The organism is Bradyrhizobium sp. NAS96.2 (assembly GCF_001908235.1).
Taxonomy (GTDB): Bacteria; Pseudomonadota; Alphaproteobacteria; order Rhizobiales; family Xanthobacteraceae; genus Bradyrhizobium.
On the sequence record NZ_LGHK01000024.1, the window covers coordinates 32,057 to 47,328 of the forward strand.

General features: G+C 65.3%; 18 protein-coding genes. 17 read left to right on the top strand and 1 reads right to left on the bottom strand.

The window, feature by feature from the left end:
• Window positions 1-4 precede the first annotated feature (4 nt).
• Genes AC628_RS06700 through dhaK form a run of 8 tightly spaced genes read left to right on the top strand, consistent with a single transcriptional unit; the run spans window position 5 to window position 6,543 of the window.
• Window positions 5-1,102 carry an ABC transporter ATP-binding protein gene (locus tag AC628_RS06700; RefSeq protein WP_074125942.1) on the top strand — a complete coding sequence of 366 codons (1,098 nt, stop codon included), beginning with the start codon at window positions 5-7 and terminating at the stop codon, window positions 1,100-1,102.
• Window positions 1,095-2,120, top strand: coding sequence for an ABC transporter ATP-binding protein (locus AC628_RS06705; protein ID WP_074125943.1), 1,026 nt, complete (start codon window positions 1,095-1,097; stop codon window positions 2,118-2,120). The genes AC628_RS06700 and AC628_RS06705 overlap by 8 nt, the downstream gene beginning before the upstream one ends.
• Before the next feature lie 21 nt (window positions 2,121-2,141).
• Window positions 2,142-2,765, top strand: a complete 624-nt coding sequence (gene dhaL, locus AC628_RS06710) for a dihydroxyacetone kinase subunit DhaL (protein ID WP_074125944.1) — start codon at window positions 2,142-2,144, stop codon at window positions 2,763-2,765.
• Window positions 2,762-3,154, top strand: coding sequence for a dihydroxyacetone kinase phosphoryl donor subunit DhaM (gene dhaM / locus AC628_RS06715; RefSeq protein WP_074125945.1), 393 nt, complete (start codon window positions 2,762-2,764; stop codon window positions 3,152-3,154). The genes dhaL and dhaM overlap by 4 nt, the downstream gene beginning before the upstream one ends.
• Before the next feature lie 32 nt (window positions 3,155-3,186).
• On the top strand, window positions 3,187-3,489 hold the full coding sequence (locus AC628_RS06720) for an HPr family phosphocarrier protein (RefSeq protein ID WP_245321063.1): 303 nt from the start codon (window positions 3,187-3,189) through the stop codon (window positions 3,487-3,489).
• A complete protein-coding gene (ptsP, locus tag AC628_RS06725) occupies window positions 3,490-5,109 on the top strand; it encodes a phosphoenolpyruvate--protein phosphotransferase (RefSeq protein ID WP_074125947.1) in 1,620 nt (539 codons plus the stop codon).
• Window positions 5,102-5,524 (top strand): hypothetical protein, encoded by a 423-nt coding sequence (locus tag AC628_RS06730; RefSeq protein ID WP_074125948.1) that lies wholly within the window; start codon window positions 5,102-5,104, stop codon window positions 5,522-5,524. Before ptsP ends, AC628_RS06730 begins: the two co-directional genes overlap by 8 nt.
• Window positions 5,525-5,559: 35 nt before the next feature.
• A complete protein-coding gene (gene dhaK, locus AC628_RS06735) occupies window positions 5,560-6,543 on the top strand; it encodes a dihydroxyacetone kinase subunit DhaK (protein WP_074125949.1) in 984 nt (327 codons plus the stop codon).
• 131 nt (window positions 6,544-6,674) lie between these two features.
• Here the strand turns inward: dhaK and AC628_RS06740 are convergent, their stop codons facing one another.
• Complete coding sequence (locus AC628_RS06740) at window positions 6,675-7,280, bottom strand: MarR family winged helix-turn-helix transcriptional regulator (RefSeq protein WP_074125950.1); 606 nt, start codon at window positions 7,278-7,280, stop codon at window positions 6,675-6,677.
• Window positions 7,281-7,433: 153 nt separating this feature from the next.
• Between AC628_RS06740 and AC628_RS06745 the strand changes: the two genes are divergently transcribed.
• The 9 genes from AC628_RS06745 to AC628_RS06785 are packed head-to-tail and all read left to right on the top strand — an operon-like array spanning window position 7,434 to window position 15,254.
• Window positions 7,434-7,952 carry a flavin reductase family protein gene (locus AC628_RS06745; protein WP_074125951.1) on the top strand — a complete coding sequence of 173 codons (519 nt, stop codon included), beginning with the start codon at window positions 7,434-7,436 and terminating at the stop codon, window positions 7,950-7,952.
• A gap of 20 nt (window positions 7,953-7,972) precedes the next feature.
• The gene (locus tag AC628_RS06750) at window positions 7,973-9,442 is read left to right on the top strand and encodes a 4-hydroxyphenylacetate 3-hydroxylase family protein (RefSeq protein WP_074125952.1); all 1,470 of its coding nucleotides are present in this window, start codon (window positions 7,973-7,975) and stop codon (window positions 9,440-9,442) included.
• A 17-nt stretch (window positions 9,443-9,459) separates the two neighbouring features.
• Window positions 9,460-9,840 carry a cupin gene (locus tag AC628_RS06755; RefSeq protein ID WP_074125953.1) on the top strand — a complete coding sequence of 127 codons (381 nt, stop codon included), beginning with the start codon at window positions 9,460-9,462 and terminating at the stop codon, window positions 9,838-9,840.
• A gap of 52 nt (window positions 9,841-9,892) precedes the next feature.
• The gene (locus AC628_RS06760; RefSeq protein ID WP_245321064.1) at window positions 9,893-11,293 is read left to right on the top strand and encodes an ABC transporter substrate-binding protein; all 1,401 of its coding nucleotides are present in this window, start codon (window positions 9,893-9,895) and stop codon (window positions 11,291-11,293) included.
• A gap of 36 nt (window positions 11,294-11,329) precedes the next feature.
• Window positions 11,330-12,229 carry a branched-chain amino acid ABC transporter permease gene (locus AC628_RS06765; protein WP_074125954.1) on the top strand — a complete coding sequence of 300 codons (900 nt, stop codon included), beginning with the start codon at window positions 11,330-11,332 and terminating at the stop codon, window positions 12,227-12,229.
• A complete protein-coding gene (locus tag AC628_RS06770) occupies window positions 12,229-13,152 on the top strand; it encodes a branched-chain amino acid ABC transporter permease (protein WP_074125980.1) in 924 nt (307 codons plus the stop codon). Before AC628_RS06765 ends, AC628_RS06770 begins: the two co-directional genes overlap by 1 nt.
• Window positions 13,149-13,895, top strand: coding sequence for an ABC transporter ATP-binding protein (locus AC628_RS06775; protein ID WP_074125955.1), 747 nt, complete (start codon window positions 13,149-13,151; stop codon window positions 13,893-13,895). Before AC628_RS06770 ends, AC628_RS06775 begins: the two co-directional genes overlap by 4 nt.
• Window positions 13,895-14,587 (top strand): ABC transporter ATP-binding protein, encoded by a 693-nt coding sequence (locus tag AC628_RS06780; protein ID WP_074125956.1) that lies wholly within the window; start codon window positions 13,895-13,897, stop codon window positions 14,585-14,587. Before AC628_RS06775 ends, AC628_RS06780 begins: the two co-directional genes overlap by 1 nt.
• Complete coding sequence (locus AC628_RS06785) at window positions 14,571-15,254, top strand: DUF2848 domain-containing protein (RefSeq protein WP_074125957.1); 684 nt, start codon at window positions 14,571-14,573, stop codon at window positions 15,252-15,254. The genes AC628_RS06780 and AC628_RS06785 overlap by 17 nt, the downstream gene beginning before the upstream one ends.
• Window positions 15,255-15,272 lie beyond the last annotated feature (18 nt).

A 15,272-nucleotide genomic window follows, 5' to 3' on the forward strand; every position in this document is an offset into this window, starting at 1 on the left:
GGCCATGGCACAGATCCGCATCGAAAACCTGCGCAAGTCGTTCGATCAGTTCACCGCGGTGGAAGGCTCGACGTTTACGATCGACGACGGCACGTTCTTCGCGATGCTCGGGCCCTCCGGCTGCGGCAAGACCACGACCTTGCGCATGATCGCCGGCCTCGAGCTGCCGACCGAGGGTAAGATCCTGCTCGACGGCGAGGATGTCACCTTCCACCGCGCTGCCGCCCGCGATATCGCGTTCGTGTTCCAGCTGTTCGCGCTCTATCCGCACATGAATGTCGGAGAGAACATCGGTTTCCCCCTGAAGTGCCAGGGCATGGCGAGGCGCGAGATCCGCGAGCGGGTGCAGGAGACCGCGCGGATGCTGCGGATCGAGCATCTGCTGTCGAGCAAGACCTCGAAACTCTCCGGCGGCGACCGGCAGCGCGTCGCGCTCGGGCGCGCCATGGTGCGGCGGCCGAAGGCGTTCCTGATGGACGAGCCGCTCGGCGCGCTCGACGCCGAGTTTCGCCATTTGATGTGCGGCGAACTGCGTGACCTGCATGATCGCATCAAGGCGACCACGGTCTATGTCACGCACGACCAGCTCGAGGCGATGTCGATGGCCGATCAGATCGCCGTCATGAACAAAGGTCGCGTCGAGCAGATCGGCACGCCGCAGGAGGTCTATGACCGGCCCGCCAGCATGTTCGTCGCCGACTTCATCGGCTCGCCGCCGATGAACTTCCTGCGCTTCGAGGGCGGCCTGCGATCCGGCGATCGCGCGGTCAGCTTCCATGAAACGAGGCTTGCGGTGCCGGAGATTCGCGAGGACCGCGCCCGCGCGCCGCTGGCGCTCGGCGTTCGTCCGGAGCATATCCGCTTCGCCGACGCGGGCGCCGTGCGCGGCGAGGTGTTCGGCGCGGAATATCTCGGCACCACCCAGATCGTCACCGTCGACACGGCCTATGGCCGGGTCGCGGCGCGGCTGCCCTCCAGCGCGTCGGTGCGGATCGGCGAGACCATCGGGCTCGAATTCAATGCCGAGCGGCTGGCGCTGTTCGACGTCGGCAGCGGCCTCGCGATCAGGACCGCCAGCGAAGAGGGCCCGCGCCATGGCTGATGTCACCCTGCGCAATGTCAACAAGCGCTTCGGCGCGATAGAGGCTGTCCGCGACCTCTCGCTGACGGTGAGCGATGGCGAGTTCCTGGTCCTGCTCGGACCGAGCGGCGCCGGTAAGACCACGACGCTGCGGCTGATCACCGGACTGGAGAGCCCTGATACCGGCTCGGTCATGATCGACGGCCGCGACGTGACGCACGATCCGCCGGGGTCGCGGGACATCGCCTTCGTATTCCAGCAATATTCGCTGTATCCGCATCTCACGGTCTACGACAATCTGGCGTTTCCGCTGCGCTCGCCGGCGCGGCGGGTGGCGGAGCCGATCATCCGCAAGCGCGTCGAGCAGACCGCGGAGCTGCTGCATATCGCAAGCAAGCTGAACAACCGCGCCACGCGGCTGTCTGGTGGCGAAATGCAGCGCGTGGCGATCGGCCGTGCCCTGGTCCGCGATCCCTCGATCTATCTAATGGACGAGCCGCTGTCCTCGCTGGACGCCAAGCTCCGCAGCGAGCTTCGGCTCGAGCTCAAGCGGATCCAGATCGAGCTCGGCGCGACCATCCTCTATGTCACCCACGATCAGGTCGAAGCGATGACGATGGCCTCGCGCATCGGCGTGATCAAAGACGGCCGGTTGCTTCAGCTTGGCACGCCGCGGGAGATCTACGAAAGCCCGTCCAGCAGCTACGTCGCCTCGCGGCTCGGCACGCCCCAGATCAACTTCCTGCCGGCGCGCCTGCTCGCCGACGTCGCGATGCCGCCGGGAACCGAGACGGTCGGCATCCGCACCGAGCATCTTCAGCTCGCCGCGCGCAATGGCGGGCAGATGGTCGGCCGCGTACATCGGGTCGAGCACCTCGGCGAGCAGAATCATATTCATCTGGACTATAAGGGCGAGACGCTGGTGACGCTGGCGGATCCGCATCGGCCGCTGCGGGCCGGCCAGGAGGTCGATTTGCATCTGGTGCATCCGTTGTGTTTCGACCGTGCAGGGCAGCGCATAGCTGCGGCGGTTCATTAGAGGGGCGAGAGGATCGAAGAGATGTCGGTGCCATCAGAGACATTCAAATCGTTGGTCAAGGCGGCCGCAGAGCAGGTCATCGCCAGCGCGCCGGAGCTGACGAGCCTCGATCAGGCGATCGGCGACGGCGACCATGGGACCAACATGAAGCGCGGTTGCGAGGCCGTGCTCGGCAAGCTCGATGCGATCTCGGCGCAGCCGCTCGACGAAGCGTTCAAGATGATCGGCAAGACCCTGGTGATGACGGTAGGCGGCGCCTCCGGGCCGCTCTATGGCAGCTTCTTTCTGGCCGCGGGCGAGGCGCTCTCGCACGACAAGCACCTGCCCGAGGATCTCGCCGATGTCTTCGGCAGCGCGGTGAACGCAGTGAGCGCGCGCGGCCGCTCGCATGTCGGCGAGAAGACGATGCTGGATGTGCTGGTTCCCGTGCTGGAGACGTTGAAGACGGCGGCCGGCCAGCCGGATCTGATTGCGCGTGTGCGCACCACCGCGACCGAGGCGGTCGAACGGACCGCGCCGATGCAGGCCACCAAGGGGCGCGCCTCGTTCCTCGGCGCGCGCAGCGTCGGGCATGTCGATCCCGGCGCGCGGTCGAGCTGCGTGCTGGTGCAGGCGGTGTGTGCGGGCCTGGAGGCACGGGCATGAGCGACACCGTAGGGATCGTGATCGTCTCGCATTCCAGCGACATCGCCAAGGGAACCGCCGACATGGTGCGGCAGATGGTCGGCAGCGAGGTCAAGGTGGCCTTCTGCGGCGGCAATCCCGATGGCGGATTGGGCACCAGCGTGCCGCTGATCATCGACGCTATCAATGCCGCCTGGTCGCCGAAGGGCGTCGCGGTGCTGGTCGATCTCGGCGGTGCCGAGACCAACAGCGAAATGGCGGTCGAGATGCTGGAGCCGGCGCGACGCGACCTCGTTGTCGTCTGCAACGCGCCGATCGTCGAAGGCGCCGTGATGGCGGCGACCGAGGCGGCGGGCGGCAGCTCGCTGGCTCAGGTCAAGGCCGTGGCCGAGGAACTCTCTGCCGACTGAAATGTCGGCGATGCGATGAATGGATGATGAGCATGCTTGATAGAGCGGACGGACAGAACTTCACCGGCAATGTGCGGCTGGTGCATGCGGTCGGCATGCACGCGCGCCCGGCGGTCAAGCTGACCAAGCTCGCCAAGAAGTTCCAGGCCCAGATCTCGGTGCGGGTCGCAGGCGCGCCCGAGTGGATCAACGCCAAGAGCGTGGCCAAGATCATGGCGATGCGCGCCGCGCACGGCAGCACGATCGAGATCAAGGCTTCCGGCAGCGACGCCGAGGCCGCCGTCGCGGCCCTGGTCGATTTGGTCGCCAGCGATTTCCCGGATGGAGCAGGCTAGATGCAGGGCGGCGCTGCAGGATCGGCTTACCGCGGCAGGACCGCCTCGATCGGCTTTGCCCATGGTCCGCTGGTCCGCGTCGATGCGGGCGCGGGCGGCGAGCGGGTGGCCGGCACGCTGGTCGAGGAGGCGCTCGCCTTGCGCAAGGCGATCGATCTCGCCAGTGGGCAGATCGCCGATCTTGCCGCCAGCGCCGGCGGTGAAGCTGCGCAGATCCTCGAATTCCAGGTCGCATTGCTGGAGGACGAGGATCTGATCGAACAGATCTTCGCGTCGATCGGCGAGGGGCGCCCGGCCGACGTCGCATGGCGTTCGACGCTCGACGAGCAGATCGCGGAGTACAATTCGGCGGCGGATGAGTATCTGCAGGCCCGCTCCTCGGACCTTGCGGACCTGCGCGACCGCGTGGTCCACATCCTGCGCGGCGACGCGGGCGAGCCGCTGAAGATTCCGAGCGGAGGCGTCGTCTGTGCCGACGACCTGCCGCCGTCGCGCTTCCTGGAGATCGACTGGTCCGGCGGCGGCGGCCTGGCGCTGCTGCACGGCAGTCCGACCAGCCACGTCGCGATGCTCGCGCGCGCGCGCGGCATCCCGATGGTGGTGCAGCTCGGTGCCATTCCGCATGCCGGCGCGACGGCACTGCTCGACGGCGAAGGCGCGACGCTGGAGCTCGATCCCAGCGCCGAGCAGGTGCGAATCTTCGAGAAGCGGCGCGAGAGCCATCGCAAGAGCCGGGCATCCGCCCGCGCGATCCTGCGGCGGCCGACGGCCTCGTGGCGCGGCGAGCACATCAAGCTCCTGATCAACATCCAGCGGGTCGACGATCTCGAGCATGCGGATGCGCAATATGCCGACGGCATCGGCCTGATGCGGACGGAATTCCTGCTCGCCGGGCACAGTGAGCTGCCGGATGAAGAGACCCAATTCCAGGCCTATGATGCGGTGTTGCGCTGGGCCGGCCAGCGGCCCGTCACCATCCGCACCTTCGATGCCGGCGGCGACAAGCCGGTGCCCGGCTTTACCTTCGACGGCGAACCCAATCCGTTCCTCGGCGTCCGCGGCTTGCGGCTCTGCCTCGCCCGGCCCGAGATTTTCACCGTCCAGCTCCGCGCGCTCGCCCGCGCCGCGGTGCGCGGCAATCTCAAGGTCATGTTCCCGATGGTGACGCAGGCCGACGAACTCGAGGCAGGGCGGAAGCTGTTCGCCGACATCGTGCAGCGCTTGCAGGCGGACAGTATTGCCGCGATGCTCCCGGAGCTCGGAATCATGGTCGAGGTTCCGGCGGCAGCCCTGGCGGTCTCGAGCTTCAAGGCCTCCTTCTTCTCGATCGGCTCGAACGATCTCGCGCAATATGTCCTGGCCTGCGATCGTTCCAACGGAGCTCTTGCCCCCCTGATGGACCCCCTGCATCCCGCAGTGCTCGAACTGATCGCGCGGACCGCGGAGCACGGCCGCCGCGCCGGCGTCAGTGTCAGCCTGTGCGGCGACATGGCCGGTGATCCGCGCTGTCTTCCCGCGCTGCTGAATTGCGGCCTGCGCGAATTGTCGGTGAACGCATCGGCGCTGGCGCAGATCAAGCAGACCATCGACCGGCTGAGCAGCGGAGGCGGCGTTGGCTGACACGGCCGCCGATGAAGCGCCCGAGGCCGGCGCGGTTGCGGCCTACAAGCGCATCTTCAAGGAGGTGCTGGAGAGCCGCCCGTCAGGGATGCGGCTGCGCCTCGCCCATGCCATGGGCAAGAACCGCAGCTTCGTCAGCCAGATCAGCAACCCGGCCTATCCGGTGCCGATCCCGGTGCAGCATCTCAACACGATCTTCGATGTCTGCCACTTTCCTCCGCAGGCGAAGGCGGCCTTCTTGCGCGCCTATGCGCGGGCGCATCCGCGCCGCGTCGGCCGGCTGAGCGAAGGCTCGCACGAGCGGACGCTGACGCTGCACCTGCCGGATCTCGGCAGCGCCAAGCGCAATGCCGAGCTCGACGCGCTGCTGCAGGAATTCACGCGGCGCCTGATCGGCATCATGCGGGAAAAATAGGCGAAAACGCCGGACCGACGAAGCGGGAGGACACCATGAAGAAGTTCATCAATGCGGTCGACAACGTGCTCGGCGAAAGCCTCGACGGCTTCGCGGCCGCGCATGCCGATCTGGTCACGCTGGGCGCCGAGCGCAAATTCGTTCGCCGCCGCGAGCTGAATCGCAGCAAGGTCGCGCTGGTCTCGGGCGGCGGCAGCGGGCACGAGCCGCTGCATGCCGGCTTCGTCGGCTACGGCATGCTGGATGCAGCCTGTCCCGGACAGGTGTTCACCTCGCCGACACCGGACCAGATCGTCGAGGCCGCGCAGGCGGTCGCGGGCGATGCCGGCGTCCTGTTCATCGTCAAGAATTATGCCGGCGACCGCATGAATTTCGAGATGGCGGCCGAGATCGCGGAAGGCAAGACCGCCACCATCGTGACCGATGACGATGTCGCGGTCGAGAAATCGACCTACAGCATCGGGCGTCGCGGTGTCGCCGGCACCTTGGTCGTCGAGAAGGTCGTCGGCGCCGCCGCCGAGAAGGGCGCCGATCTCGCGACCTGCGTGGCGCTCGGCGAGCGCGTCAACGCGCGGACGCGCTCGATGGGCGTGGCGCTGACCAGCTGCACGGTGCCTGCCGCGGGCACGCCGACCTTCGCACTCGGCGAGGACGAGATGGAGATGGGCGTCGGCATCCACGGCGAGCCGGGCCGCCGCCGTGTCGAGCTCGCACAGGCCGACGCGATCGCTTCGGAAATGACGACCGCCATCGCCGACGATCTCGCGGCCCCCGCGGGCTCCGAGGCGCTGCTGCTGGTCAACGGCTTCGGCGGCACCCCGACGATCGAGCTCTATCTGATGTACAACGCGGCGCGCCGCATGCTCGAGCAGCGCGGCCTGCGCATCGCGCGCTCGCTGGTCGGCAGCTACGTCACCTCGCTGGATATGGCCGGCTGCTCGCTCACGGTGAGCCTGCTCGATGCCGAGACGGCCGCGCTGTGGGACGCCCCGGTGCGTACGGCAGCATTGAAATGGTGATCGTCGCGGCTGTCGTCGGCCTGGCTGCCGGTCCACAAGGCGCCGCTCAAAGGCAATGGCATTGTTTACGAATGGCGCCCGCGGCCTTGCCGCGAGCGCTCCGGGTTCTGCACGGCTGCTGCGACGGCGACTTACCGAGTGTTACGAAGCGTCGTACGTCGCTTTTTGTGCGGGGAGGGCGAATTCGTTGTGAGAACTCGCTGATCCTCCTGAAACTTGAGGGTCGCTTTGACATGTTCGGCGAGCCTCACCGCGCTGTCCGCGTTCGACGCAAGTCGCGATAGCAATTGAGACAGCACCTTGAACTCATCGCGCGTCAGCATCCCGAACAGCGCATCGTTGACGGGGCGTTGCAGGGCGGCAAGACGGGTCAATAGACCGAGGCCGTGCTGGGTGAGCGTGAGTTGCACGCGCCGCCGGTCGTCCGGATGCGGGCTCTTCTCGAGGAGGCCGTCGGAGACCAGCTTGTTGATCTCGTTGGTGACAAAGGCGCCGCTCAGATACAGCCGTTCGGCGACCTGATTGACTCCCATCGGTTCTTCCGCCGTCGAATTCTTGATTGCGATCAGGATCAGATACTGAGTGGTCGACAGGTCGACGAAGTTTGCGAATATCTCGCGGCAGGCTTCAAGGCTGCGTCCGAAGGCGAAATAGTCGTAGAGGACGCCGCGAAGCGTTCGGTCTCCTTCCTTGTCGAGCAGTTCGGGCTTCGACGCCGTCAAGAGCGCTTCGGTCACGGTCGTTCTCCCCGCGAAATCATAGGCTTGCGAATTTGCCTAAGAAGCACGCATGCGCGCGCCCATCAAGAGGGCTTGACATCTCCAAATAGCTTTGTCAGAAAGCTATCTGAAAATTATAAATCAGGGTCGAAGCAGCGAGGCAGGCGTTCCATGGAGGACCGCGCATTCAGGCGAGTGCTGGGAGAATTCGCGACCGGCGTTGCGGTGGTGACCGCGCGCGGCCAGGGCGAGGAGCTCATCGGCATGACCATGAGCTCGTTCAACTCCGTCTCGCTCGATCCGCCGCTCGTCCTGTTCAGCGTCGACCGCAAGGCAAAGAGCCTGCCCGCGATGCTCGAAGCCAAGGGATTTGCCGTCAACATCCTCGCCCGCGATCAGGAACAGATTTCCAATCAGTTCGCGCGCGCCCTTTCCAACAAGTGGGATCAGGTCAAGACGTCGGTCGGCCACGCCGAAGCCCCGCTGATATCGGGTGCCCTGGCTCATTTCGAATGCGCGCCGTTTGCAAGCTACGACGGCGGCGATCACGTGATCTTCGTGGTCCGCGTCGTGCGTCACTCCGCGCGCAGCGAGCCGGCCGCGCCGTTGATCTTCTTCCGGGGCCGCTATCGCGACCTCGTCGACGAAACCGAGCGCGAGCCGACCTGGCCGCTTCCCATTCATTACTAGCTTCGAACCGGAGAACCGCGATGCGTAGCGCAAAGGAATATCTGTCTGGCCTGAAGGACGGACGGACCATCTACATCAACGGGGCTGCGGTCGGCGACGTGACCGCTCATCATGCGTATCGAAATCTCGCCAGTTCGATGGCCGGGCTGTTCGACTTCGCGAGCGCCAGGGAGAACGTCGATCTCATGACGTTCGAGACCGATGCCGGACGTGCCAACCGGATCTGGCAGCTTCCGACGTCTTATGCCGATCTCGTCCAGCGGCGGAAGGCACTGGAAGCATGGGCTGCGCTGCATGCCGGCTTCATGGGCCGGGCCCCGGACCATGTCGCCTCGTGCATCTCAGGCCTCTACATGGGGCTCGACGTCTTCAAGGCGTACGATCCGGCCAGGGCGGGCGCACTCGAGAGCTACTACCGCTATGCGCGCGACAACGACCTCTACCTGACCTACGTGATCATCAATCCGCAGGCCGATCGTTCGAAAGGGGCCGCCGAGCAGGCGGATCCGTTCCTCACCGCTGGTGTCGTCGATCGCGACGCAGAGGGGATCACGATCCGCGGCGCCAAGATGCTCGCCACCGGAGGCGTGGTCGCCGACGAGGTTTTCGTCACGACCATCCAGCCGATGCGTCCGGGCGAAGAGCGCTATGCGATGTCCTTCGCGATCCCGATGAATGCGAAGGGTCTCAAGATGCTGTCGCGCAAGTCCTACGAGGATGCAGCCGGCGCGGTGTTCGACAATCCGTTGTCCAGCCGCTTCGACGAGAACGACTCGGTCCTCTATTTCGACGACGTGAAGGTTCCCTGGGATCGCGTCTTCATCGAGGGCAACGTCGAAATGTGCCAGAAGCAGTTTCACGCCACGCCCTGCCACGTCTATCAGAACTACCAGGCGATGGTGCGGCTGAGCGTGAAGCTCAAGTTCCTGGCCGGCCTCGCGCATCGAACCGCCGAAATGAACGGCGTCACCCAGTTCCCGCAGGTGCGGGAGATGCTCGGTCAGCTTGCAGCCGAGACCGGGATGGTCGACGCCCTGGTGGCGGCAATGGAGGCGAAGGGCGCGCAGGTCGGGCCCTATTTCATCCCGGACCGGCACACGCTCTATTCTGCGCAAGTGCTGACGCAGCAGCTCTACGCGCACATCATCAATACGCTGCGCGAACTCGCCGGCGGCGGCATGATCATGCTGCCGTCGTCGGTCGCCGACTTCGATAACCCCGAGATTGCGGCCTTGATCGGCAAGACCCAGCAGTCGCCGAAGGCCAATTCGCACGACCGGGTGAAGTTCTACAAGCTCGCCTGGGACGCGGTCGGATCCGAGTTCGGGTCCCGCCATCAGCAATACGAGATGTTCTACGCCGGCGCGACCTTCGTCACCAAGGGACACTCCTATCGCACCTACGACTGGTCGGGCGCCGATCGCCTGGTCCAGATGATGCTCGATTCCTACGACCTCAACGGCGTCTCGATCGCCAGCAAAGCCGCCTGAACCAACGGAGACGACATATGCCCGTCAACAAGAAGCATGACGAATTCTACACGCTCGACATGACCACCGGTTGGGAAACGCCCGCGGGCTATCCTGCCGGCATCCAGCAGAAGATCCTCGCGGGCGCGCTCGACGAGGAGAACCGGCGCGGAACGCGAACCCGGCTGCTGCGCTTTGCGCCGGGCGTCTACACGACCGCGCCGTTTTCGCACGAGTATTGGGAGGAGGTCTATCTCGTCTCCGGCGACCTGATCGTCGGCAATGACGAGAAGGGCGAGGGCGGCAAGAGCTTCCAGCCGAACACCTATGCCTGCCGGCCGCCGCACGCGCCGCACGGTCCGTTCAAATCCGTCAACGGCTGCCTGCTTCTCGAAATTCACTATTTCGATCCGGTCTGAGGCCGGTCCGCCAGCACCGACAACATCGTTCGACCGCTCCAAGGGGGAAAATATGGCGTTCAAGAATATCTCGCTCGCATTCGCGCGTTGCCTGTCCTCGCTCCAACCGCGCTTCCGGTTGAATTGGGAATTGCCGCACGCCAATCTCCGCGTGGTGGTCGATGGCCTTGCGGGCGCTCTTGTGATCGGCGTCGTGGCGGCAACTCCGGTCGCTGCGCAGGACAAGCCGAACTCGGTGGGGCTTGGCGTCTTCACGTTCACGTCCGGTCCCGCCGCGGCCTACGGCATGCCCGGCAAGAACGCCGCCGATCTCGTGATTGACGAGATCAATGCCAAGGGTGGGATCGGAGGCGTTCCCGTCACCGCGACCTTCGTCGATGAGGCGCAGGGCGCGCAAGGCGTGATCGCGGAGTATCGCCGGCTCGCCGGAGACACGAAGAACCAGGTGATGGTCGCGGCCTTGTCGAGCGCGACCTGTCTTGCGCTGGCGCCGATCGCCGAGCAACTGGAGGTTCCGACCGTCGGCTGGAACTGCGACACCCACCAGCTGCTCATGGACGGCAAGAGCAAGTACGTGTTCCGTCCCAACGGCAATACCGTGCCCGAATTCATCGCCTATGCGATCTACCTTCTGGATCGCAAGCCGGACGTGAAGACGGTGGCGATCATCAATCCGGACTATGCGTTCGGCCACGACGCGGCCAAGATCTTCACGGCGGCGCTGAAGGCGCTGAAGCCGGACATCGAGATTGTCGCCGAACTCTATCCGAAGCTCGGCTCGCCGAACTACCAGACCGAGATTTCGCGCCTCACCACCGCGCGCCCGGACGTCGTCTTCTCCAATCTCTGGGGCGCCGACCTCGAAAACTTCGTTCGTCAGGCGACGCCGCGCGGGCTGTTCACGTCGAGTCAGGTGGTCCTCGCGCTCGGCGAGACCGTGCTGCAGCGCGTGCCGTTGCCGGATGGCGTGATCGTCGGGGTTCTGGGTGACGGCTGGTGGATGTCGCCGGACGCCGAGGCCAATCCCGAGACGGTGAAGTTTGCCGAGGCCTACAAGTCGCGCTTCGGCGAGTATCCGGTGTTTCCATCCATCAAGATGGCCAATGCGCTGATCTACGTGAAGGCCGCCTACGACGCCGCCATGCAGAAGAACGGCGGAAAGTGGCCGACGCGTGCGGAGCTCGCGGCCGCCATGAAGGGCAGCAAGGTCGCAACCTTGACCGGCATCACGCAGACGCGGGCCGACAATGACGGTCTCGTCGATCAGATCGTCGGAGTGACCGTGAAGACGTCGGCGCAGCCGTTTCCCGTCATCGGCGACATGGTCCGCTACAAGGGCGACAGCCTGATGCCGCAGGCCGGCCAGGATCCGCTGGCCTGGATTTCGACGCTCAAGCCCGAATTCGCCAAGAGCCTTCCGAAGCCGGGGAGCTACAAGATCGGCGAACGATAGCGTTCACTCGCAACCAATCACGCAGGCGTTAAGCCGATGTCGAATGCAATCATTCCCCTGCTGCTGGATAGCCTGGCCAGCGCCGCGTTGATCTTCTTCGCGGCGGTTGGCCTGACGCTGGTGTTCAGCGTGCTGCGCGTCCTCAACGTGGCTCACGGCAGTCTCTACTCGATCGGTGGCTATGCCGCGGCGTCGGCCTGCCTGTTCATCGCGAGCCAGCAGCTCAACCCCTATCTGTCGTTCGCTGCGCTGCTGTTAAGTGCGGTTTTCGTGGCCGCCATCTTCGGTCCGTTGATCGAGCGCAGCCTGGTCCGGTGGACGTACGGCAAGTCCGAAGCCGTCCAGATCCTGATCACGTTCGGCCTGTTCCTCATCCTGGAGGACCTGCAGCGCCTGATCTTCGGCGTGCAATCCCTCTACGAGGACGCGCCGATGCGATTGCTCGGCACCTCGAGCATCGGCGGCGTGGTTTATCTGAACTACCAGATACTGCTGGTCGGGATGGCGGTCCTCGTCGTCGTGGGATTGCGGCTCCTGATCAACCACACGCGGCTCGGGCGCCTGTTCACGGCCGTCGTGACCGACCGTGAAATGGCGCAGTCGATCGGTATCGATACCAACCGGATCTTCATCCTGGCGTTCTCGCTCGGCGTGTTCCTCGCCGCGCTCGGAGGAGCCCTGTCGACGCCGACATCGGGCATTGCCCCGGGGCTCGGGGCCGACACCATGGTGCTCGCCTTTGCGGTGGCGGCGATCGGCGGGCTCGGGCAGATCGAGGGCGCCGCGGTCGCTTCGCTGATCGTCGGCCTGGCGCGCGTGCTCGCGATCTATCTCGCGCCTTCGCTGGACGCCGTTGCGCCATATGCGGCCATGCTGGTCGTGCTTCTGATCCGCCCCTACGGCCTGTTCGGATCGGTTACGGCGCGGAGGATATGATGCGGATCATTTTGACCGCTGCCGCGGTGCTCACGCTCGCTGTCCTTCCCGCGGCCGCGCCGTGGCTGCAATTCGTGTTGACGCTGGCGATCGCCAAGGGCTTTGCGGCGCTCGGTGTCGCAGTGCTGCTGCGGGCCGGGTTGATCTCGATCGGCCACGCGATGTTCTTCGCGGCCAGCGCCTACGGCGTCGCCTTCCTGGCCCATGCCGGCATCAACGATCTCGGATTGCTGCTGCTGCTCTCGGTGCTGGTCGCTGCGCTGACCGGCGCGATCGCCGGCGCGTTCCTCGTCCGGTATCGCGCGATCTTCTTCGCGATGTTGAACCTCGCGGTCTCCATGGTGTTCTACGCGCTGTGCGCCAAACTCTACGGCGTCACGGGTGGGACGGACGGTATGCCCGTTCCGATTCCGGCGGTGTTCGGCATCATCTTTGCCGAGCCGGTGTTCAAGAGCGTGCTGTTCTACCTCAGCCTGGCGCTGATGGTGCTCGTCGGTCTCGCCGTCCAGCGGTATCTCGACAGTCCGCTGGGGCATGCGCTATCGGCCGTCCACACCAACGAGATCAGGCTCGAATATCTGGGCATTCCGGTCTGGGCGGTGCTGCTGATCGCCTATGTGATCTCGGCGGCCCTCGCCGGGCTCGGTGGCGCGATCTCTGCTTTTGCGATCGGTCGCGTGGTTCCCGACTTCGCGTTCTGGACCGCATCCGGCCATCTCGTCCTGATCGCCGTGCTTGGCGGCATCGGTGGCGTGCCGGGCGCGTTCATCGGCGCCTTGTTCCTCGAACTGCTGCACAGCGCAGCGGTGACCGTAACCGATGCCTGGAATCTGATCGTGGGCATGACCCTGATCATCGTGATCATGTTCATGCCGCAGGGCATCTATGGACTATTCGCGCGCAAGGAGGCGTCGAGCCCATGAGGCGTGCTATCCTGGAGGCCAAGAACCTCTGCGTCGCATTCAACGGGGTCAAGGCCGCCGACGGGGCGAGCATCGCGATCCACGACGGCGAGTTCCTCGCGATCATCGGTCCGAACGGATCGGGCAAGACGACGCTGCTCAACATCTGCACGGGTTATATCCGCCCGGTTTCAGGCAGCGTGCTGCTCGACGGCAACGATATCACCAGGCTGTCGCCGCGTGCCATTGCGCGACGCGGGGTCGCGCGCGCCTTCCAAATCCCGCAACTGTTCTCCGCGCAGCGCGTGATCGACAACATGATGCTGGCGCTTGCCGCGAAAGACGGACTGTGGAGCGCGATCCGGCCGCTTGAAACGGCGCAGCGGCGCGACGAGGCAATGGCCTTGCTCGAACTGGTCGGGCTCGACGGCGATGCCGAGCGGATCAGCAGCACCCTGCCTGAAGGTCATCGCAAGCTGCTCGACATCGCGGTTGCGCTGGCGCTCAAGCCGCGGCTCCTGCTGCTGGACGAGCCGACCAGCGGCGTGAGTGCGCTGGAGCGCTTCCCGCTGATGGAGGCGTTGATGAGCGCGCTGCGCCAGCGCCGCATCACCGCGCTTTTCGTCGAGCACGACATGGACGTGGTTGCACGTTACGCAAGCCGCGTCCTGGTGTGGAATGCCGGGAATATCATGGCCGAAGGGCGGCCAGACGAGGTGTTCGGCAACGCGCAAGTCCGCGAACGCGTCGTGGGAGTGGCCTAATGCTCAGGCTCGACAAGGTCAGCGTCTCGATCGAGGGCGTTCGCGTGCTGCGCAAGGTCAGCTGCGACATCATCGCGCGCAAGACGACGGTGTTGATCGGCCGCAATGGCGCCGGCAAGACAACGACGCTTCGCGCGATCATGGGGCTCATCGCGCATGACGAGGGCTCGATCCACCTCGATGCTGACGATCTCGGCAGCCGGCCTGCCTATACGCGCGCCCGGGCCGGCATCGGATATGCGCCGGAAGATCGACGGCTGATACCGGAGTTGAGCGTCGAGGAGAACATCCGCCTTCCGGCACTGGCGCTGAATCTCGACAAGCCGGAAATCGTTCGCAGGCTGGACGAGATCTACACGCTGCTGCCCGAACTGCATGTGATGCGGTCCAGGCCTGCGGGCGGCGTTTCCGGCGGGCAGGGCAAGATGGTTGCGCTCGGCCGTGCGCTGATGGTGGCGCGCAAGGTCCTGTTGCTCGACGAACCCTTCCAGGGGCTGGCGCCGGCCCTGGCGCTCGATTATGCACGGACGCTCGGTGAGCTGCGCAAGCACCGCCCGGAGCTCGCTCTGCTGATCACGGAATCCTCGCCGGCCCTGCTCGACCGCGTCGCCGATCGCACGTTGCAGATCGAGCGCGGCGAGATTCTCGTTCCGTCTACCAAGGATGACAAAGCCCATGTTCATGAAGTTTGACCGCATCGCGAAGGATCGGACCGATCACGTCGGCGTCGAAATCGAATCGCTCGTGATCGCGGGTTGGGCGGGCAGGAACGCGGCGGCGATCGAGCACCATATCGAGGAGCTCGCCGCGCTCGGAATCCCGCGCCCGTCGACGACGCCGCTCTACTACCGTGTCGCAGCCCAGACGCTGACGCAGGCGGATCGCTTGACCGTGCTCGGTCCGGACAGTTCCGGTGAGGTCGAGCCCGTCGTGGTCGCCATGGCCGACGGACTCTGGATCGGAATCGGGTCCGACCATACCGATCGCAAGGCGGAAGCCGCAGGTATCGCACTTTCGAAGCAGCTCTGCGGCAAGCCGGTCGGCCGGCAGCTCTGGTCCTATGCTGATGTCGAGCCGCACTGGGATGAATTGGTGCTTCGCTCGTGGGCGACGATCGACGGCAAGCGGGTGCTCTATCAGGACAGCCCGGTTTCCTCGCTGAGAACGCCGCGCGATCTGATTCGCCGCTACGCGAACGCCGACATCCTTCCCGCCGGGACCTTGATGTTCTGTGGCACGCCGGGGGCGATCGGCGGAATTCGCCCAGGAACGCGCTTCGAAATGGAGCTGAGCGACCCGGTTCTCAAGCGCTCCCTGACCCACGGCTACGATATCGACGTGCTTCCGGTCGTCTCTTGACTACCAACGTCCGGTGAG